At 55.0% G+C, this 14,209-nt stretch carries 18 protein-coding genes; 13 read left to right on the top strand and 5 right to left on the bottom strand.

Annotated features, from left to right (window positions below; genetic code table 11):
* Window positions 1–69: 69 nt before the first annotated feature.
* From FFB58_RS19700 to FFB58_RS19715, 4 genes are read right to left on the bottom strand one after another with little or no spacing between them, the layout of a single operon-like run.
* On the bottom strand, window positions 70–939 hold the full coding sequence (locus FFB58_RS19700; protein ID WP_039031540.1) for a phosphoribulokinase: 870 nt from the start codon (window positions 937–939) through the stop codon (window positions 70–72).
* A 30-nt stretch (window positions 940–969) separates the two neighbouring features.
* Window positions 970–1,188 carry a YheU family protein gene (locus FFB58_RS19705; RefSeq protein WP_039031541.1) on the bottom strand — a complete coding sequence of 73 codons (219 nt, stop codon included), beginning with the start codon at window positions 1,186–1,188 and terminating at the stop codon, window positions 970–972.
* Window positions 1,189–1,190: 2 nt separating this feature from the next.
* Window positions 1,191–2,207 (bottom strand): hydrolase, encoded by a 1,017-nt coding sequence (locus FFB58_RS19710; RefSeq protein WP_138370780.1) that lies wholly within the window; start codon window positions 2,205–2,207, stop codon window positions 1,191–1,193.
* Window positions 2,204–4,108: an ABC transporter ATP-binding protein gene (locus tag FFB58_RS19715; protein WP_138370781.1), complete on the bottom strand. Its 1,905-nt coding sequence runs from the start codon at window positions 4,106–4,108 to the stop codon at window positions 2,204–2,206. Before FFB58_RS19715 ends, FFB58_RS19710 begins: the two co-directional genes overlap by 4 nt.
* Window positions 4,109–4,232: 124 nt before the next feature.
* Here FFB58_RS19715 and kefG point away from each other — a divergent pair, with 124 nt between their 5' ends.
* From kefG to slyD, 4 genes are all read left to right on the top strand, one after another.
* Window positions 4,233–4,784 (top strand): glutathione-regulated potassium-efflux system ancillary protein KefG, encoded by a 552-nt coding sequence (gene kefG / locus FFB58_RS19720; RefSeq protein ID WP_039031556.1) that lies wholly within the window; start codon window positions 4,233–4,235, stop codon window positions 4,782–4,784.
* A complete protein-coding gene (kefB, locus tag FFB58_RS19725) occupies window positions 4,784–6,589 on the top strand; it encodes a glutathione-regulated potassium-efflux system protein KefB (protein WP_039031544.1) in 1,806 nt (601 codons plus the stop codon). Before kefG ends, kefB begins: the two co-directional genes overlap by 1 nt.
* Before the next feature lie 11 nt (window positions 6,590–6,600).
* Window positions 6,601–6,801, top strand: a complete 201-nt coding sequence (locus FFB58_RS19730; RefSeq protein ID WP_039031545.1) for a YheV family putative zinc ribbon protein — start codon at window positions 6,601–6,603, stop codon at window positions 6,799–6,801.
* A gap of 94 nt (window positions 6,802–6,895) precedes the next feature.
* Window positions 6,896–7,483: a peptidylprolyl isomerase gene (slyD, locus tag FFB58_RS19735; protein WP_039031546.1), complete on the top strand. Its 588-nt coding sequence runs from the start codon at window positions 6,896–6,898 to the stop codon at window positions 7,481–7,483.
* Window positions 7,484–7,534: 51 nt separating this feature from the next.
* Here slyD and FFB58_RS19740 read toward each other — a convergent pair whose 3' ends face one another.
* Complete coding sequence (locus FFB58_RS19740; RefSeq protein ID WP_039031547.1) at window positions 7,535–7,753, bottom strand: protein SlyX; 219 nt, start codon at window positions 7,751–7,753, stop codon at window positions 7,535–7,537.
* Window positions 7,754–7,989: 236 nt separating this feature from the next.
* Here FFB58_RS19740 and fkpA point away from each other — a divergent pair, with 236 nt between their 5' ends.
* The 9 genes from fkpA to FFB58_RS19785 all read left to right on the top strand — a co-directional run.
* A complete protein-coding gene (gene fkpA, locus FFB58_RS19745; protein WP_039031548.1) occupies window positions 7,990–8,808 on the top strand; it encodes an FKBP-type peptidyl-prolyl cis-trans isomerase in 819 nt (272 codons plus the stop codon).
* 164 nt (window positions 8,809–8,972) lie between these two features.
* Window positions 8,973–9,695 carry a transcriptional regulator gene (locus tag FFB58_RS19750; protein ID WP_039031549.1) on the top strand — a complete coding sequence of 241 codons (723 nt, stop codon included), beginning with the start codon at window positions 8,973–8,975 and terminating at the stop codon, window positions 9,693–9,695.
* The gene (tusD, locus tag FFB58_RS19755) at window positions 9,695–10,081 is read left to right on the top strand and encodes a sulfurtransferase complex subunit TusD (RefSeq protein ID WP_138370783.1); all 387 of its coding nucleotides are present in this window, start codon (window positions 9,695–9,697) and stop codon (window positions 10,079–10,081) included. Before FFB58_RS19750 ends, tusD begins: the two co-directional genes overlap by 1 nt.
* Window positions 10,081–10,440, top strand: coding sequence for a sulfurtransferase complex subunit TusC (tusC, locus tag FFB58_RS19760; protein WP_138370784.1), 360 nt, complete (start codon window positions 10,081–10,083; stop codon window positions 10,438–10,440). Before tusD ends, tusC begins: the two co-directional genes overlap by 1 nt.
* Window positions 10,441–10,447: 7 nt before the next feature.
* Window positions 10,448–10,735: a sulfurtransferase complex subunit TusB gene (gene tusB, locus FFB58_RS19765; RefSeq protein ID WP_138370785.1), complete on the top strand. Its 288-nt coding sequence runs from the start codon at window positions 10,448–10,450 to the stop codon at window positions 10,733–10,735.
* Between the two features lie 124 nt (window positions 10,736–10,859).
* Window positions 10,860–11,234, top strand: a complete 375-nt coding sequence (gene rpsL, locus FFB58_RS19770) for a 30S ribosomal protein S12 (RefSeq protein WP_003023654.1) — start codon at window positions 10,860–10,862, stop codon at window positions 11,232–11,234.
* A 96-nt stretch (window positions 11,235–11,330) separates the two neighbouring features.
* Window positions 11,331–11,801 carry a 30S ribosomal protein S7 gene (rpsG, locus tag FFB58_RS19775; RefSeq protein WP_004106370.1) on the top strand — a complete coding sequence of 157 codons (471 nt, stop codon included), beginning with the start codon at window positions 11,331–11,333 and terminating at the stop codon, window positions 11,799–11,801.
* 96 nt (window positions 11,802–11,897) lie between these two features.
* Window positions 11,898–14,012 (top strand): elongation factor G, encoded by a 2,115-nt coding sequence (gene fusA, locus FFB58_RS19780; RefSeq protein WP_138370786.1) that lies wholly within the window; start codon window positions 11,898–11,900, stop codon window positions 14,010–14,012.
* Window positions 14,013–14,081: 69 nt separating this feature from the next.
* A partial coding sequence (locus tag FFB58_RS19785) for a GTP-binding protein (protein ID WP_016197641.1) occupies window positions 14,082–14,209 on the top strand: 128 nt, incomplete at its 3' end.

The raw sequence follows: 14,209 nt of genomic DNA on the forward strand, positions 1-14,209 counted from the left end.
GTTCTGGTAAAGTGCGGGGCCTACGGATCCTGTAGGCCCGGTAAGCGCAGCGCCACCGGGCAAAAAGCCTCAGGCGATCTTCTTGCCTTCCATCAGCCGCTGCACCAGCGGCGTCATGATTAACTCCATCGCCAGCCCCATCTTGCCGCCCGGCACCACCAGCGTATTCATGTGCGAAATAAACGAGCCCTGCAGCATCGCCAGCAGCCAGGGGTAATCGATCTCGTCCAGATTGCGGAAATGGATCACCACAAAGCTCTCGTCCAGCGAAGGGATGGCTTTTGCCGCAAACGGGTTCGAGGTGTCCACGGTCGGGACGCGCTGGAAGTTAATATGGGTGCGGGAAAACTGCGGCGTGAGGAAGTTAATGTAATCCTCCATGGAGCGAACCACGGAATCCATCACCGCTTCACGGGAGTGGCCGCGCTCGCTGGTATCCCGCGTCAGCTTCTGGATCCACTCCAGGTTGACGATAGGCACCACGCCCACCAGCAGATCGACATGGCGCGCCACGTCGTGTTGCGGCGTGACGACCCCGCCGTGCAGACCTTCATAAAACAGCACGTCGGTGGGTTCCGGCAGCGGCTGCCAGGGAGTAAAGGTACCCGGCACCTGGTTCCACGGCACCGCTTCGTCATAGGTATGCAGGTATTTGCGCGACTGGCCGGTCCCGCTGCGTCCGTATTCCGCGAAGGTCTGCTCCAGCAGGCCAAAGTCGTTGGCATCGGGGCCAAAGTAGCTGATATGTTTGCCGAGATCGCGCGCTTTGCGGATTGCCATATCCATCTCAGGACGGGTGTAGCGGTGAAAGCTGTCGCCCTCTACCTCGGCTGCGCGCAGATGAAGTTGCGAGAAGATCTTACGGAAGGCGAGGCTGGTGGTGGTGGTGCCTGCACCACTCGACCCTGTAACGGCAATAACCGGATGTCTGGCGGACATAGCAACTCCCTGAGTGGAAAGAGTGTGCGATCAGTCGCGAAACTGACCACGGGGCATGATATTCACCGTCTCGTGCAGTTCGGACCACACCAGAACGGCCTCACCGCTTTTAAGCTGCTGTTTAACATCGGCGACTTTCATTTCAAGCGTGCGTTCATGTTCACCATAATCTGTGCCCTCACGCAATACAAAGCTTTCAATCAGATTATCCAGCGTTTCGGGAGCCAGATCCTGCCAGGGAATGATCATGTTTACTTTTCCAGATATGTGGTCAGCCAGTCCGGGATACGTGTCTCCAGCCACATCTGCGGTCGACGCAGCGTGCCGCCGATAAAGCCCACGTGTCCGCCATGTTCGGTTAGTTGATACTGCACGTTGGCCGGTAAATGGTCCGGCGCCGGGATCGAGTGATGATCCATAAAGGGATCGTCTTTCGCATGAATAATCAGCGTAGGCCGGGTGATTTGATTCAGCAACGGCATGGCGCTGCACTGGCGATAGTAGTCTATAGCATCGGCAAAACCGTGGATTTTCGCGGTGATCAGATCGTCAAATTCGCGCAGGCGACGCACCTGTTTCAACTGCTGAAGGCTGACAGGCAGCGTGTCCGGGTAGGCCTTGAGCTTACGGGCGGCGTTGGCTTTCAGTAAGTTCAGCAGATAGCGCTGATAAACGCGCGAAAACCCCTTCTCCATATGATAACTACACTGCTCAAGCATGAACGGCGCAGAGACAATGACCGCCGCGTCGAGCGGGACGTTATCGCCCTCTTTTGCCAGCAGGCAGGCGAGCATATTGCCGCCCAGTGAATAGCCTACCGCCGCGGTGGGTGCCGGGGCGTGGGTCTGCACCAGCCAGTTCAGAAACCAGCGGCCATCTTCGATCTCGCCGGAGTGGTAGATCCGTTTTTGCCGGTTCGGTTCGCCGCTGCAGCCGCGAAAATGCATCACCACGCCAAGCCAGCCGCGCTCTTTCGCGGCGTGGATCAGACCGTGGGCATAAGGGCTGTGCAGGCTCCCCTCCAGACCATGAAACACCACCAGTCGCGGTTTATGCTGCGCCTGAGAGGGATCTTCACTCCAGGCGAGATCCACGAAGTCATCATCAGGCAGGTCGAGCCGCTGCCAGTAGGGCGTGAACTGTAACTTCCGGCGCAGCAGGCGCGGGAGCATGGTTTGCAGATGCGGGTTCGCCACGCCGCGCATGGGGACAAATGTCGCGCTCTCGTCGTGGGGAAAATTGAAATCAGATGGGATTGTTTGTGTCATAGGGATGCGAGCATGTCCTCAAGCTGCTCCTGCGCGTCGAGCCAGGCCATTTCACACTCTTCGAGGCTGGATTTGGCTTTTGCCTGAACCTGCAGACACTCTGTCAGTTCGGCTTTGCGGCTCTGGTCGTACAGGCCGCTGTCACCGAGCTTCTCTTCCACGGTGGCAAGCGTGGCGTTGAGCTTCTCCATCTCTTTTTCCAGACGGGTAATCTCTTTACGCAGCGGCTGGGTTTGGGTGCGCAGCTCTGCTTCGCGACGCTTCTGATCCTTACGGGCCTGGGCGCTGTTGACGTTCTCTTTAGCCCCTTCCACAGGCTGGCTTTCCTGCTTCTGAATGTCGCTCAGCCACTGCTGATAATCTTCCAGATCGCCATCGAACGGCTCGACTTTGCCGTCATGCACCAGATAGAGATCGTCGGTGGTGGAGCGCAGCAGGTGACGGTCGTGCGAAACGACCACCAGCGCGCCTTCGAATTCGATTAACGCTTCGGTCAGCGCCTGACGCATGTCGAGATCGAGGTGGTTAGTCGGTTCATCGAGCAGGAGCAGGTTAGGGCGCTGCCAGACGATCAGCGCCAGCACCAGACGGGCTTTTTCGCCGCCGGAGAAGCGTTCGGTATTCTCGCTGACTTTATCGCCCTGGAAACCGAAGCCGCCCAGATAATCACGCAGCTTCTGCTCCAGCTCCTGCGGGGCCAGACGCGCCAGGTGCTGCAGCGGTGATTCATCAGCGCGTAAAAATTCCAGCTGATGCTGGGCGAAGTAGCCGAGCTTAATGCCCTTCGCCAGACCGATGTCGCCACGCACAGGCGCAAGCTCGCCCGCCAGCAGCTTAATCAGCGTCGATTTACCGGCGCCATTGCGCCCGAGCAGACCGATACGGGAACCCGGCACCAGGTTGAGCTTGATAGAATCCAGGATAATGCGATCGCCATAGCCGGCGCTGACCTTTTCCATTTTCAGCAGCGGGTTGGGCAGGCTTTCCGGGGCCCGGAAGCTAAAGTGGAACGGGTTGTCGACGTGCGCCGGGGCAATCATCTCCATGCGTTCCAGCATCTTAATGCGGCTCTGAGCCTGTTTAGCTTTTGACGCCTTCGCCTTGAAGCGATCGACAAAGCTCTGCAGGTGCGCCACGCGCTGCTGCTGGCTTTCGTACATCGCCTGTTGCTGGGAGAGACGGACCGCACGCTGACGCTCAAACGAGCTGTAGTTGCCGGTGTACTCGAACATGGTTTCCTGTTCGATATGAATAATTTTGTCCACCACCGGATCGAGGAAGTCGCGGTCGTGGGAGATCAGGATCAGCGTGCCCTGATAGCTCTTCAGCCACTTTTCCAGCCAGATGACCGCATCCAGATCGAGGTGGTTAGTCGGTTCATCAAGCAGCAGCAGGTCAGAGCGGCAGATCAGCGCCTGGGCCAGGTTAAGGCGCATGCGCCAGCCACCGGAGAAATCACTTACCGGACGCTCCAGCTGCTCGTTGCTGAACCCCAGACCGTGCAGCAGGCTGGCGGCGCGGGAGCGGATGGTCCAGGCATCAATGGCGTCGAGTTTGCCGTGTACGGTGGCGATCGCATGACCGTCGTTACGTTCGTTGGCGGCGTGCAGTTCGGCTTCGAGCTTGCGGTACTCCCGGTCGCCGTCGATAACATAGTCCATCGCCGGGACGCTCAGGGCTGGCGTCTCCTGGTTTACCCAGGCCAGCTGCCAGTTGCCAGGGTAGGTGAAGTTACCGCCGTCGGCAGTGATTTCGTTTTTCAGCAATGACAGTAACGTGGATTTACCACAGCCGTTTTTGCCCACCAGGCCCACTTTCTGGCCCGGGTTGATGGTGGCTGTAGCGTTGTCCAGCAGGACACGTACGCCGCGACGAATTTGTAATGAGGAGAAAACAATCATAGAGCGCCGTATGTTCCGACTATGTTAAGTTGTCATTATAATCAGGTTAAATGTGCCGCCACGCGCCGCGTGGGTGTGCCATGGTAGCCCAAAATAACAGTGATGACGACCCGGGAGAGGAATGATGTCCCAGACAGCAAAAGTGCTGCTGCTGTATGCCCATCCGGAGTCTCAGGACTCGGTCGCCAACCGGGTTTTGCTACAACCGGCATTACAGCTCAGTAATGTGACGGTGCACGATCTCTACGCGCACTACCCCGATTTTTTTATCGATATCCCTCGTGAACAGGAGCTGCTGCGCCAGCACGACGTTATCGTGTTCCAGCATCCGCTCTATACCTACAGCTGCCCGGCGCTGCTGAAGGAGTGGCTGGATCGCGTGCTGAGCCGCGGGTTTTCCAGTGGCCCGGGAGGAAACCAGCTGGCGGGAAAGTACTGGCGGAACGTCATTACCACCGGCGAGCCGGAGAGTGCTTACCGCCACGATGGGCTTAACCGCTATTCAATGAACGATATTTTACGCCCGTTCGAGCTGACGGCGGCCATGTGCCGCATGCACTGGCTGAGCCCGATCGTCGTTTACTGGGCTCGTCGGCAGCCTCAGGACGAGCTCGCCAGCCATGCAAGAGCGTACGGCGACTGGCTGGCAGCGCCAACGCTGACGGGAGGCCACTGATGGAAGGCTCAGATCTTTTGCTGGCAGGGGTGTTGTTCCTGCTCGCCGCGGTGGTGGCGGTGCCGCTGGCGTCGCGTCTGGGGATTGGCGCGGTGCTCGGTTATCTGCTGGCGGGTATTGCCATCGGCCCATGGGGGCTGGGGTTCATCAGCGACGTGGACGAAATCCTGCATTTCTCGGAGCTGGGCGTCGTCTTTCTGATGTTTATCATCGGCCTCGAGCTGAACCCGGCGAAGCTCTGGCAGCTGCGGCGCTCTATCTTCGGCGTTGGCGCCGCGCAGGTGCTGTGCAGCGCGGTGATCCTCGGCGGACTCCTGATGCTGACCCAGTTCTCATGGCAGGCCGCGGTGGTCGGCGGGATTGGTCTGGCGATGTCCTCCACGGCGATGGCGTTACAGCTGATGCGCGATAAGGGCATGAACCGCAGCGAGGCGGGACAGCTGGGCTTCTCGATCCTGCTGTTCCAGGATCTGGCGGTGATCCCGGCGCTGGCCCTGGTTCCGCTGCTGGCGGGGTCGGGAGATGAACATTTCGACTGGATGAAGATCGGCATGAAGGTGCTGGCCTTCGCCGGCATGCTGGTGGGCGGGCGCTATCTGCTCCGTCCGGTGTTCCGCTTTATTGCGGCGTCCGGGGTGCGGGAAGTGTTTACCGCCGCGACGCTGCTGCTGGTGCTGGGCTCGGCGCTGTTTATGGATGCGCTGGGGCTGTCGATGGCGCTGGGCACCTTCATTGCGGGCGTGCTGCTGGCGGAGAGTGAGTACCGGCACGAACTGGAAATTGCCATCGATCCCTTTAAAGGGCTGCTGTTAGGGCTGTTCTTTATCTCTGTCGGCATGGCGCTGAATCTTGGCGTGCTCTACACCCATATCCTGTGGGTCGTGATGAGTGTTGTCGTGCTGGTGGCGGTCAAAATGCTGGTGCTCTACGTACTGGCGCGGGTTTACGGTTTGCGTCAGACGGAGCGGGCACAGCTTGCCGGGGTGCTGAGCCAGGGGGGAGAGTTTGCTTTTGTGCTCTTCTCCACAGCATCATCCCAGAGATTGTTCCAGCATGATCAGATGGCCTTGCTGCTGGTGACCGTTACGCTGTCGATGATGACTACCCCGCTGTTGATGAAGCTTATCGATAAGCAGTTATCCCGCCGCATCAATGCCCCGGAAGATGAGCATGAAGCCCCGTGGGTGGAAGATGATAAACCCCAGGTGATTGTAGTGGGCTTCGGACGTTTTGGTCAGGTCATCGGGCGTCTGCTGATGGCGAATAAAAAGCGCGTGACGGTGCTGGAGCGCGACATCAGCGCGGTCAACCTGATGCGAAAATACGGTTACAAGGTCTATTACGGTGATGCCACTCAGGTCGAACTTCTGCGCTCCGCAGGGGCAGAGGCGGCAGAGTCGATCGTCATCACCTGTAACGATCCTGAAGACACCATGAAGCTGGTGGAGATCTGCCAGCAGCATTTTCCGCATCTGCATATTCTTGCCCGTGCGCGAGGACGTGTTGAGGCACACGAGCTGCTCCAGGCCGGGGTAAAGTATTTTACCCGCGAGACCTTCTCCAGTGCGCTGGAGCTGGGGCGTAAAACATTAGTGACGCTGGGGATGCATCCGCATCAGGCCCAGCGCGCGCAGTTACATTTTCGTCGTCTGGATATGCGCATGCTGCGCGAGCTGATGCCGGTGCATACCGATACGGTGCAGATCTCCCGCGTACGGGAGGCGCGTCGTGAGCTGGAAGAGATTTTCCAGCGAGAGATGCAGCAGGAGCGTCGGCAGCTGGATGGCTGGGATGAGTTTGAATAACGAGGTAGAGAATGGCGGTACGTAAACGTTTTATCGCCGGCGCGAAATGCCCGGCCTGTCAGGCTCAGGATTCACTGGCCATGTGGCGTGAGAACAATATCGATATTGTTGAGTGTGTTAAGTGCGGGCACCAGATGCGTGAGGCCGATAAAGAGGCGCGCGAGCACGTTCGCAAAGAAGAACAAGTGATCGGCATTTTTCATCCGGACTAGCGATATGTCCCGAGTTTTTTTAAGCTAAAGGGTACACGGGTGCAGAATTCGGCTACAATCTGCGCCAGCAATTTTCCCACGCTCAGGAGATATCATGAAAGTAGCAAAAGACCTGGTGGTCAGCCTGGCCTATCAGGTACGTACAGAAGACGGTGTGTTGGTTGATGAGTCTCCGGTGAGTGCGCCGCTGGACTACCTGCACGGTCACGGTTCCCTGATTTCCGGTCTGGAAAACGCGTTGAACGGTCATGAAGTTGGCGACAAATTTGACGTAGAAGTTGCGTCTAACGACGCTTACGGTCAGTACGATGAAAACCTGGTGCAGCGTGTTCCTAAAGACGTCTTCATGGGCGTTGACGAGCTGCAGGTTGGCATGCGTTTCCTGGCTGAAACTGACCAGGGTCCGGTTCCAGTAGAAATCACTGAAGTTGAAGACGACCACGTTGTGGTTGACGGCAACCACATGCTGGCTGGCCAGAATCTGAAATTCAACGTTGAAGTAGTTGCCATCCGCGAAGCCACTGAAGAAGAGCTGGCTCACGGCCACGTTCACGGCGCGCACGGTCATGACCACGATCACGGTCACGACGGCTGCTGCGGCGGTCACGGCCACGATCACGACCATGGTCACGACCACGGTAAAGGCGGTTGCGGCGGTAACGGCGGCTGCGGTTGCCACTAATCGTTACGCCTTAAGCGCAAAAAAGCGGGATATTCCCGCTTTTTTTACGTCTTAATAGTGGGGCGGCGGCGTCTCTTCTGACTGCGACGCGATGTGCGAGGCCTGCGACGCTTTCACTTTTTCGGTTAACAGACGCAGCAGATCCCGCAGCTTGGCCATTTCCAGTTCGTGTGCGGTGACGGTCTGATTCAGCTCATCGATGGTGATCTCCTGAAAAGCCAGACGGCTTTCAAGCTCAGCCAGACGCGCTTCCATTTCTGTATTCTGCATGATTCACCTCGTTTGTCTCTTTAACCCCGACCGGGGCTGGCGGCGGCGAATATTACCCGAGATTATCCCCGCGCGCAGTAAACATCCCATTGCTGCGAAACTAATTTAAACAAAAATAGTCTGAAATGTGGTGCTAATCAGGGGTGTCTACCTGTAGATTTGTTCCTCAACGTTTTATAGTACGCTACTCATTTACGCTTAACACGGGGTGAGAGTCCCCGGCCCTGGAGAAATGGATGAAATCACTGTTTAAAGTAACGCTGCTGGCGACCACGATGGCTGTCGCTCTGCATGCGCCGCTGACTTTCGCTGCTGATACTGCTGCGAAACCTGCTGCGACTGCTGACAGCAATGCGGCGTTCAAAAATGACGACCAGAAATCAGCCTACGCACTGGGCGCATCTCTGGGCCGTTACATGGAAAACTCTCTGAAAGAGCAGGAAAAACTGGGCATCAAACTGGACCAGGCTCAGCTGATCGCGGGCGTTCAGGATGCGTTTGCGGACAAGAGCAAACTGTCTGACCAGGAAATCGAGCAGACTCTGCAGGCTTTCGAAGCGCGCGTGAAAGGCGCAGCGCAGGAGAAGATGGAGAAAGACGCGTCTGAGAACGAAACGAAAGGCAAAACCTACCGTGACGCTTTCGCTAAAGAGAAAGGCGCGAAAACCTCTCCTACTGGCCTGGTCTACAAAGTAGAGAAAGAAGGTACCGGCGACGCACCGAAGGACAGTGATACCGTTGTTGTTAACTACAAAGGTACGCTGACCGACGGTAAAGAATTCGATAACTCTTACACCCGTGGTGAGCCGCTCTCCTTCCGTCTGGATGGGGTTATTCCTGGCTGGACTGAAGGCCTGAAGAACATCAAGAAAGGCGGTAAAATCAAGCTGGTCATCCCACCGGATCTGGCTTATGGCAAAACTGGCGTCCCGGGTATCCCGGCTAACTCCACGCTGGTATTCGACGTAGAGCTGCTGGACATCAAGCCAGCGCCGAAAGCGGATGCTAAGCCTGACGCAAAGCCAGAAGCGCCGGCAGAAGCCACCAAGAAGTAAACCGGTAAAAACCGCCGCCCCTGAAGCGGCGGTTTTTTTATTGTGGTGCAGATATAATTAACACTGGAAGCGCTACCTACGCTGTATTAATTTAATTGCCCGTGTAAATAATGAGCCTGCCCTGAAAACCTACCGACAGGCTCCTGAAAAGGAGTGTTTTTTTCATGACCAGGTCGCTTTTAACCAACGAAACCAGCGAACTTGATTTGCTGGATCAACGTCCTTTCGATCAGACCGATTTCGATATTCTGAAATCCTACGAAGCGGTAGTGGACGGGTTAGCGATGCTCATTGGGTCCCACTGCGAAATCGTTTTGCACTCCCTGCAAGATCTGAAATGTTCTGCCATCCGCATTGCCAATGGTGAGCATACTGGCCGTAAAATTGGCTCGCCGATCACCGACCTTGCACTGCGTATGCTGCACGACATGACCGGCGCGGACAGCAGCGTCTCCAAATGCTATTTCACCCGCGCGAAGAGCGGCGTTCTCATGAAGTCCGTGACCATCGCCATCCGCAACCGTGACCATCGCGTGATTGGCTTACTGTGCATCAACATGAACCTTGATGTGCCGTTCTCCCAGATCATGAGCACGTTTATTCCGCCAGAAACGCCGGATGTCGGATCCTCTGTCAACTTTGCCTCCTCCGTTGAAGATCTCGTCACCCAGACGCTGGAATTCACCATCGAAGAAGTTAACGCCGATCGCAATGTCTCTAACAATGCCAAGAATCGTCAGATCGTGCTTAACCTCTATGAAAAAGGCATCTTCGATATTAAAGACGCTATTAACCAGGTGGCCGATCGCCTCAATATCTCCAAGCACACGGTCTATCTCTACATCCGTCAGTTCAAAAGCGGCGATTTCCTGGGGCAAGAGAAGTAATGCGTTTTACACTCATGGTGACAGGCCCGGCGTACGGTACACAGCAGGCCAGCAACGCGTTGCAGTTTGCCCGCGCACTGCTGGCGGCCGGTCATGAGCTTGTCAGCGTCTTTTTTTATCGGGAAGGCGTATATAACGCTAACCAGCTGACGTCGCCGGCATCAGACGAGTTCGATCTTGTGCGTGCCTGGCAGGCGCTGAACCAGGAGCACGGCGTTGACCTGCATATCTGCGTGGCGGCGGCGCTACGTCGGGGCGTGAGCGATGCGAACGAAGCGCAACGCCTGGGCTTGCCGGCTGCGAATCTTAATGACGGCTTTTCCCTCAGCGGCCTCGGGGCGCTGGCTCAGGCTGCATTAACCTGCGACCGGATGGTGCAATTCTGATGAACCGCGTTGCGTTTGTATTTAATTCTGCCCCGCATGGCAGTGCTTCCGGAAGGGAAGGGCTGGATGCGTTACTGGCTACTTCTGCGCTGACGGAAGAGATCGGTGTTTTCTTCATTGGCGACGGCGTGTTTCAGCTGCTTGCCGGTCAGCAGCCGCAGGTGGTGCTGGCGCGCGATTACATCGCGACATTTAAAGTCCTGCCGCTGTATGACATCGAAACGTTCTACGTTTGTGCGGCTTCCCTGCAGGCGCGTGGCCTGAATGAGAGCACGCCCTTTGTTCTGGACGCTACCGTACTCGCACCGGCGTTACTGCGTGAACAGCTTTCCCATTACGACACCATACTGACATTCTGAGGCGGTCATGCTCCATACCCTGAGCCACTCCCCCTGGCACTGCGACATCGAGAGCCTGTTAAACATGCTGCGAGAGGGCGATGCCGTGCTGCTTATTCAGGATGGCGTTCTGGCGGCAGTAGAAGGCAGCCGTTTTGTTGATATTCTCTGCAATGCCCCCATCTCTGTCTCAGCGCTTAAAGATGACATCGATGCACGCGGTCTCTCTGGTCAAATTTCAACCAAAATTGACGTGGTTAGCTATACTGATTTCGTCAATCTGGCCATTCAGCACACCGGCCAACTGAACTGGTGATCTGAGATCGCTGTATAATTCTTGACACCTTTTCGACGTAGCCCTAAAATTTCGCGTCCTCATATTGTATGAGGTCGTTTTATTACGTGTTTACGAAGCAAAAGCTAAAACCAGGAGCTATTTAATGGCAACAGTTAACCAGCTGGTACGCAAACCACGCGCTCGCAAAGTTGCAAAAAGCAACGTGCCTGCGCTGGAAGCCTGCCCGCAGAAACGTGGCGTATGTACTCGTGTATATACCACCACTCCTAAGAAACCAAACTCCGCACTGCGTAAAGTATGCCGTGTGCGTTTGACCAACGGTTTTGAAGTGACTTCCTACATCGGTGGTGAAGGTCACAACCTGCAGGAGCACTCCGTGATCCTGATCCGTGGCGGTCGTGTAAAAGACCTCCCGGGTGTTCGTTACCACACCGTTCGTGGTGCGCTTGACTGCTCCGGCGTTAAAGACCGTAAGCAATCTCGCTCCAAATACGGCGTGAAACGTCCTAAGGCTTAATGGTTCTCCGTTAAGTAAGGCCAAACTGATTTATCTTAATGTCACACTAAACTCTTAGAGTTTTGGACAATCCTGAATTAACAACGGAGTATTCCCATGCCACGTCGTCGCGTCATTGGTCAGCGTAAAATTCTTCCAGATCCGAAATTCGGATCAGAACTGCTGGCAAAATTTGTAAATATCCTGATGGTAGATGGTAAAAAATCTACTGCAGAAGCAATCGTATACAGCGCGCTGGAGACCCTGGCTCAGCGTTCTGGTAAAAATGAACTGGAAGCTTTCGAAGTCGCTCTCGACAACGTGCGCCCGACTGTAGAAGTTAAGTCTCGCCGCGTTGGTGGTTCTACTTATCAGGTACCAGTTGAAGTTCGTCCGGTTCGTCGTAATGCTCTGGCAATGCGTTGGATCGTTGAAGCTGCTCGTAAACGCGGTGATAAATCCATGGCTCTGCGTCTGGCGAACGAACTTTCTGATGCTGCAGACAACAAAGGTACTGCAGTTAAGAAACGTGAAGACGTTCACCGTATGGCAGAAGCCAACAAGGCGTTCGCACACTACCGTTGGTAATCCCTTCGGAGTATTAGTCACCAGGCGGGCGCTTCAGCGAAGCAGCCCGCTTTGGGTTACTTAACTGAACGCCTAAAAAGATAAACGAGGAATCAAATGGCTCGTACAACACCCATCGCACGCTACCGTAACATTGGTATCAGTGCGCACATCGACGCCGGTAAAACCACTACCACCGAACGTATTCTGTTCTACACCGGTGTAAACCACAAAATCGGTGAAGTTCATGACGGCGCCGCTACCATGGACTGGATGGAGCAGGAGCAGGAGCGTGGTATTACCATCACCTCTGCAGCGACTACTGCATTCTGGTCTGGTATGGCTAAGCAGTATGAACCGCATCGCGTAAACATCATCGACACCCCGGGCCACGTTGACTTCACTATCGAAGTAGAACGTTCCATGCGTGTTCTTGATGGTGCGGTAATGGTTTACTGCGCAGTTGGTGGTGTTCAGCCACAGTCTGAAACCGTATGGCGTCAGGCAAACAAATATAAAGTTCCACGCATTGCGTTCGTTAACAAAATGGACCGTATGGGTGCGAACTTCCTGAAAGTTGTTGGTCAGATCAAATCCCGTCTGGGCGCGAACCCTGTTCCGCTGCAGCTGGCAATTGGTGCTGAAGAAGGTTTCACCGGTGTTATCGACCTGGTGAAAATGAAAGCCATCAACTGGAATGAAGAAGACGCAGGCGTTACCTTCACTTATGAAGATATTCCGGCTGACATGCAGGACCTGGCTGACGAATGGCACCAGAACCTGATCGAGTCCGCTGCTGAAGCTTCAGAAGACCTGATGGAGAAATACCTGGGTGGTGAAGAACTGACTGAAGAAGAGATCAAAAAAGCTCTGCGTCAGCGTGTTCTTAACAACGAAATCATCCTGGTAACCTGTGGTTCTGCGTTCAAGAACAAAGGTGTTCAGGCGATGCTGGATGCGGTAGTTGACTACCTGCCATCCCCGGTAGACGTTCCTGCGATCAACGGTATCCTGGACGACGGTAAAGACACGCCGGCTGAGCGTCACGCAAGTGATGACGAGCCGTTTGCTGCTCTGGCGTTCAAAATCGCTACCGACCCGTTCGTGGGTAACCTGACGTTCTTCCGCGTGTACTCTGGTGTGGTTAACTCCGGTGACACCATCCTGAACTCCGTGAAAGCTGCACGTGAGCGTTTCGGTCGTATCGTACAGATGCACGCGAACAAACGTGAAGAGATCAAAGAAGTTCGTGCGGGCGACATCGCTGCTGCTATCGGTCTGAAAGACGTGACTACTGGTGATACCCTGTGTAACCCAGATCACCCAATCATTCTGGAGCGCATGGAGTTCCCAGAGCCGGTAATCTCTATCGCCGTTGAACCAAAAACCAAAGCTGACCAGGAAAAAATGGGTCTGGCTCTGGGCCGTCTGGCTAAAGAAGACCCATCATTCCGCGTATGGACTGATGAAGAATCTAACCAGACCATCATCGCCGGTATGGGTGAACTGCACCTGGACATCATCGTTGACCGTATGAAGCGTGAATTCAACGTTGAAGCTAACGTAGGTAAACCTCAGGTTGCTTATCGCGAAGCGATTCGTCAGAAAGTTACCGATGTTGAAGGTAAACACGCTAAGCAGTCTGGTGGTCGTGGTCAGTATGGTCACGTTGTGATCGACATGTACCCACTGGAGCCGGGCTCTAATCCGAAAGGTTACGAGTTCATCAACGACATCAAAGGTGGTGTAATTCCTGGCGAATACATCCCTGCCGTTGATAAAGGTATCCAGGAGCAGCTGAAGTCTGGTCCACTGGCTGGTTATCCGGTAGTAGACATGGGTGTTCGTCTGCACTTCGGTTCTTACCATGACGTTGACTCCTCTGAACTGGCGTTTAAACTGGCAGCTTCTATCGCCTTTAAAGAAGGCTTTAAGAAAGCGAAACCAGTTCTGCTTGAGCCGATCATGAAGGTTGAAGTAGAAACTCCTGAAGAGAACACCGGTGACGTTATCGGTGACTTGAGCCGTCGTCGCGGTATGCTGCGTGGTCAGGAATCTGAAGTAACTGGCGTTAAGATCCACGCTGAAGTTCCGCTGTCTGAAATGTTCGGATATGCAACTCAGCTGCGTTCTCTGACCAAAGGTCGTGCATCATACACTATGGAATTCCTGAAGTATGATGATGCGCCGAACAACGTTGCTCAGGCCGTAATTGAAGCCCGTGGTAAATAATCCACAGGATTAAAACCTAAGTCCCGTGCTCTCTCCAAAGGGGAGAGCACTATAGTAAGGAATATAGCCGTGTCTAAAGAAAAATTTGAACGTACAAAACCGCACGTCAACGTTGGTACTATCGGCCACGTTGACCACGGTAAAACTACCCTGACTGCTGCAATCACTACCGTTCTGGCAAAAACCTACGGTGGTTC

The organism is Enterobacter sp. MF024, assembly GCF_005843915.1.
GTDB classification, from domain to species: Bacteria; Pseudomonadota; Gammaproteobacteria; order Enterobacterales; family Enterobacteriaceae; genus Enterobacter; species Enterobacter barmai.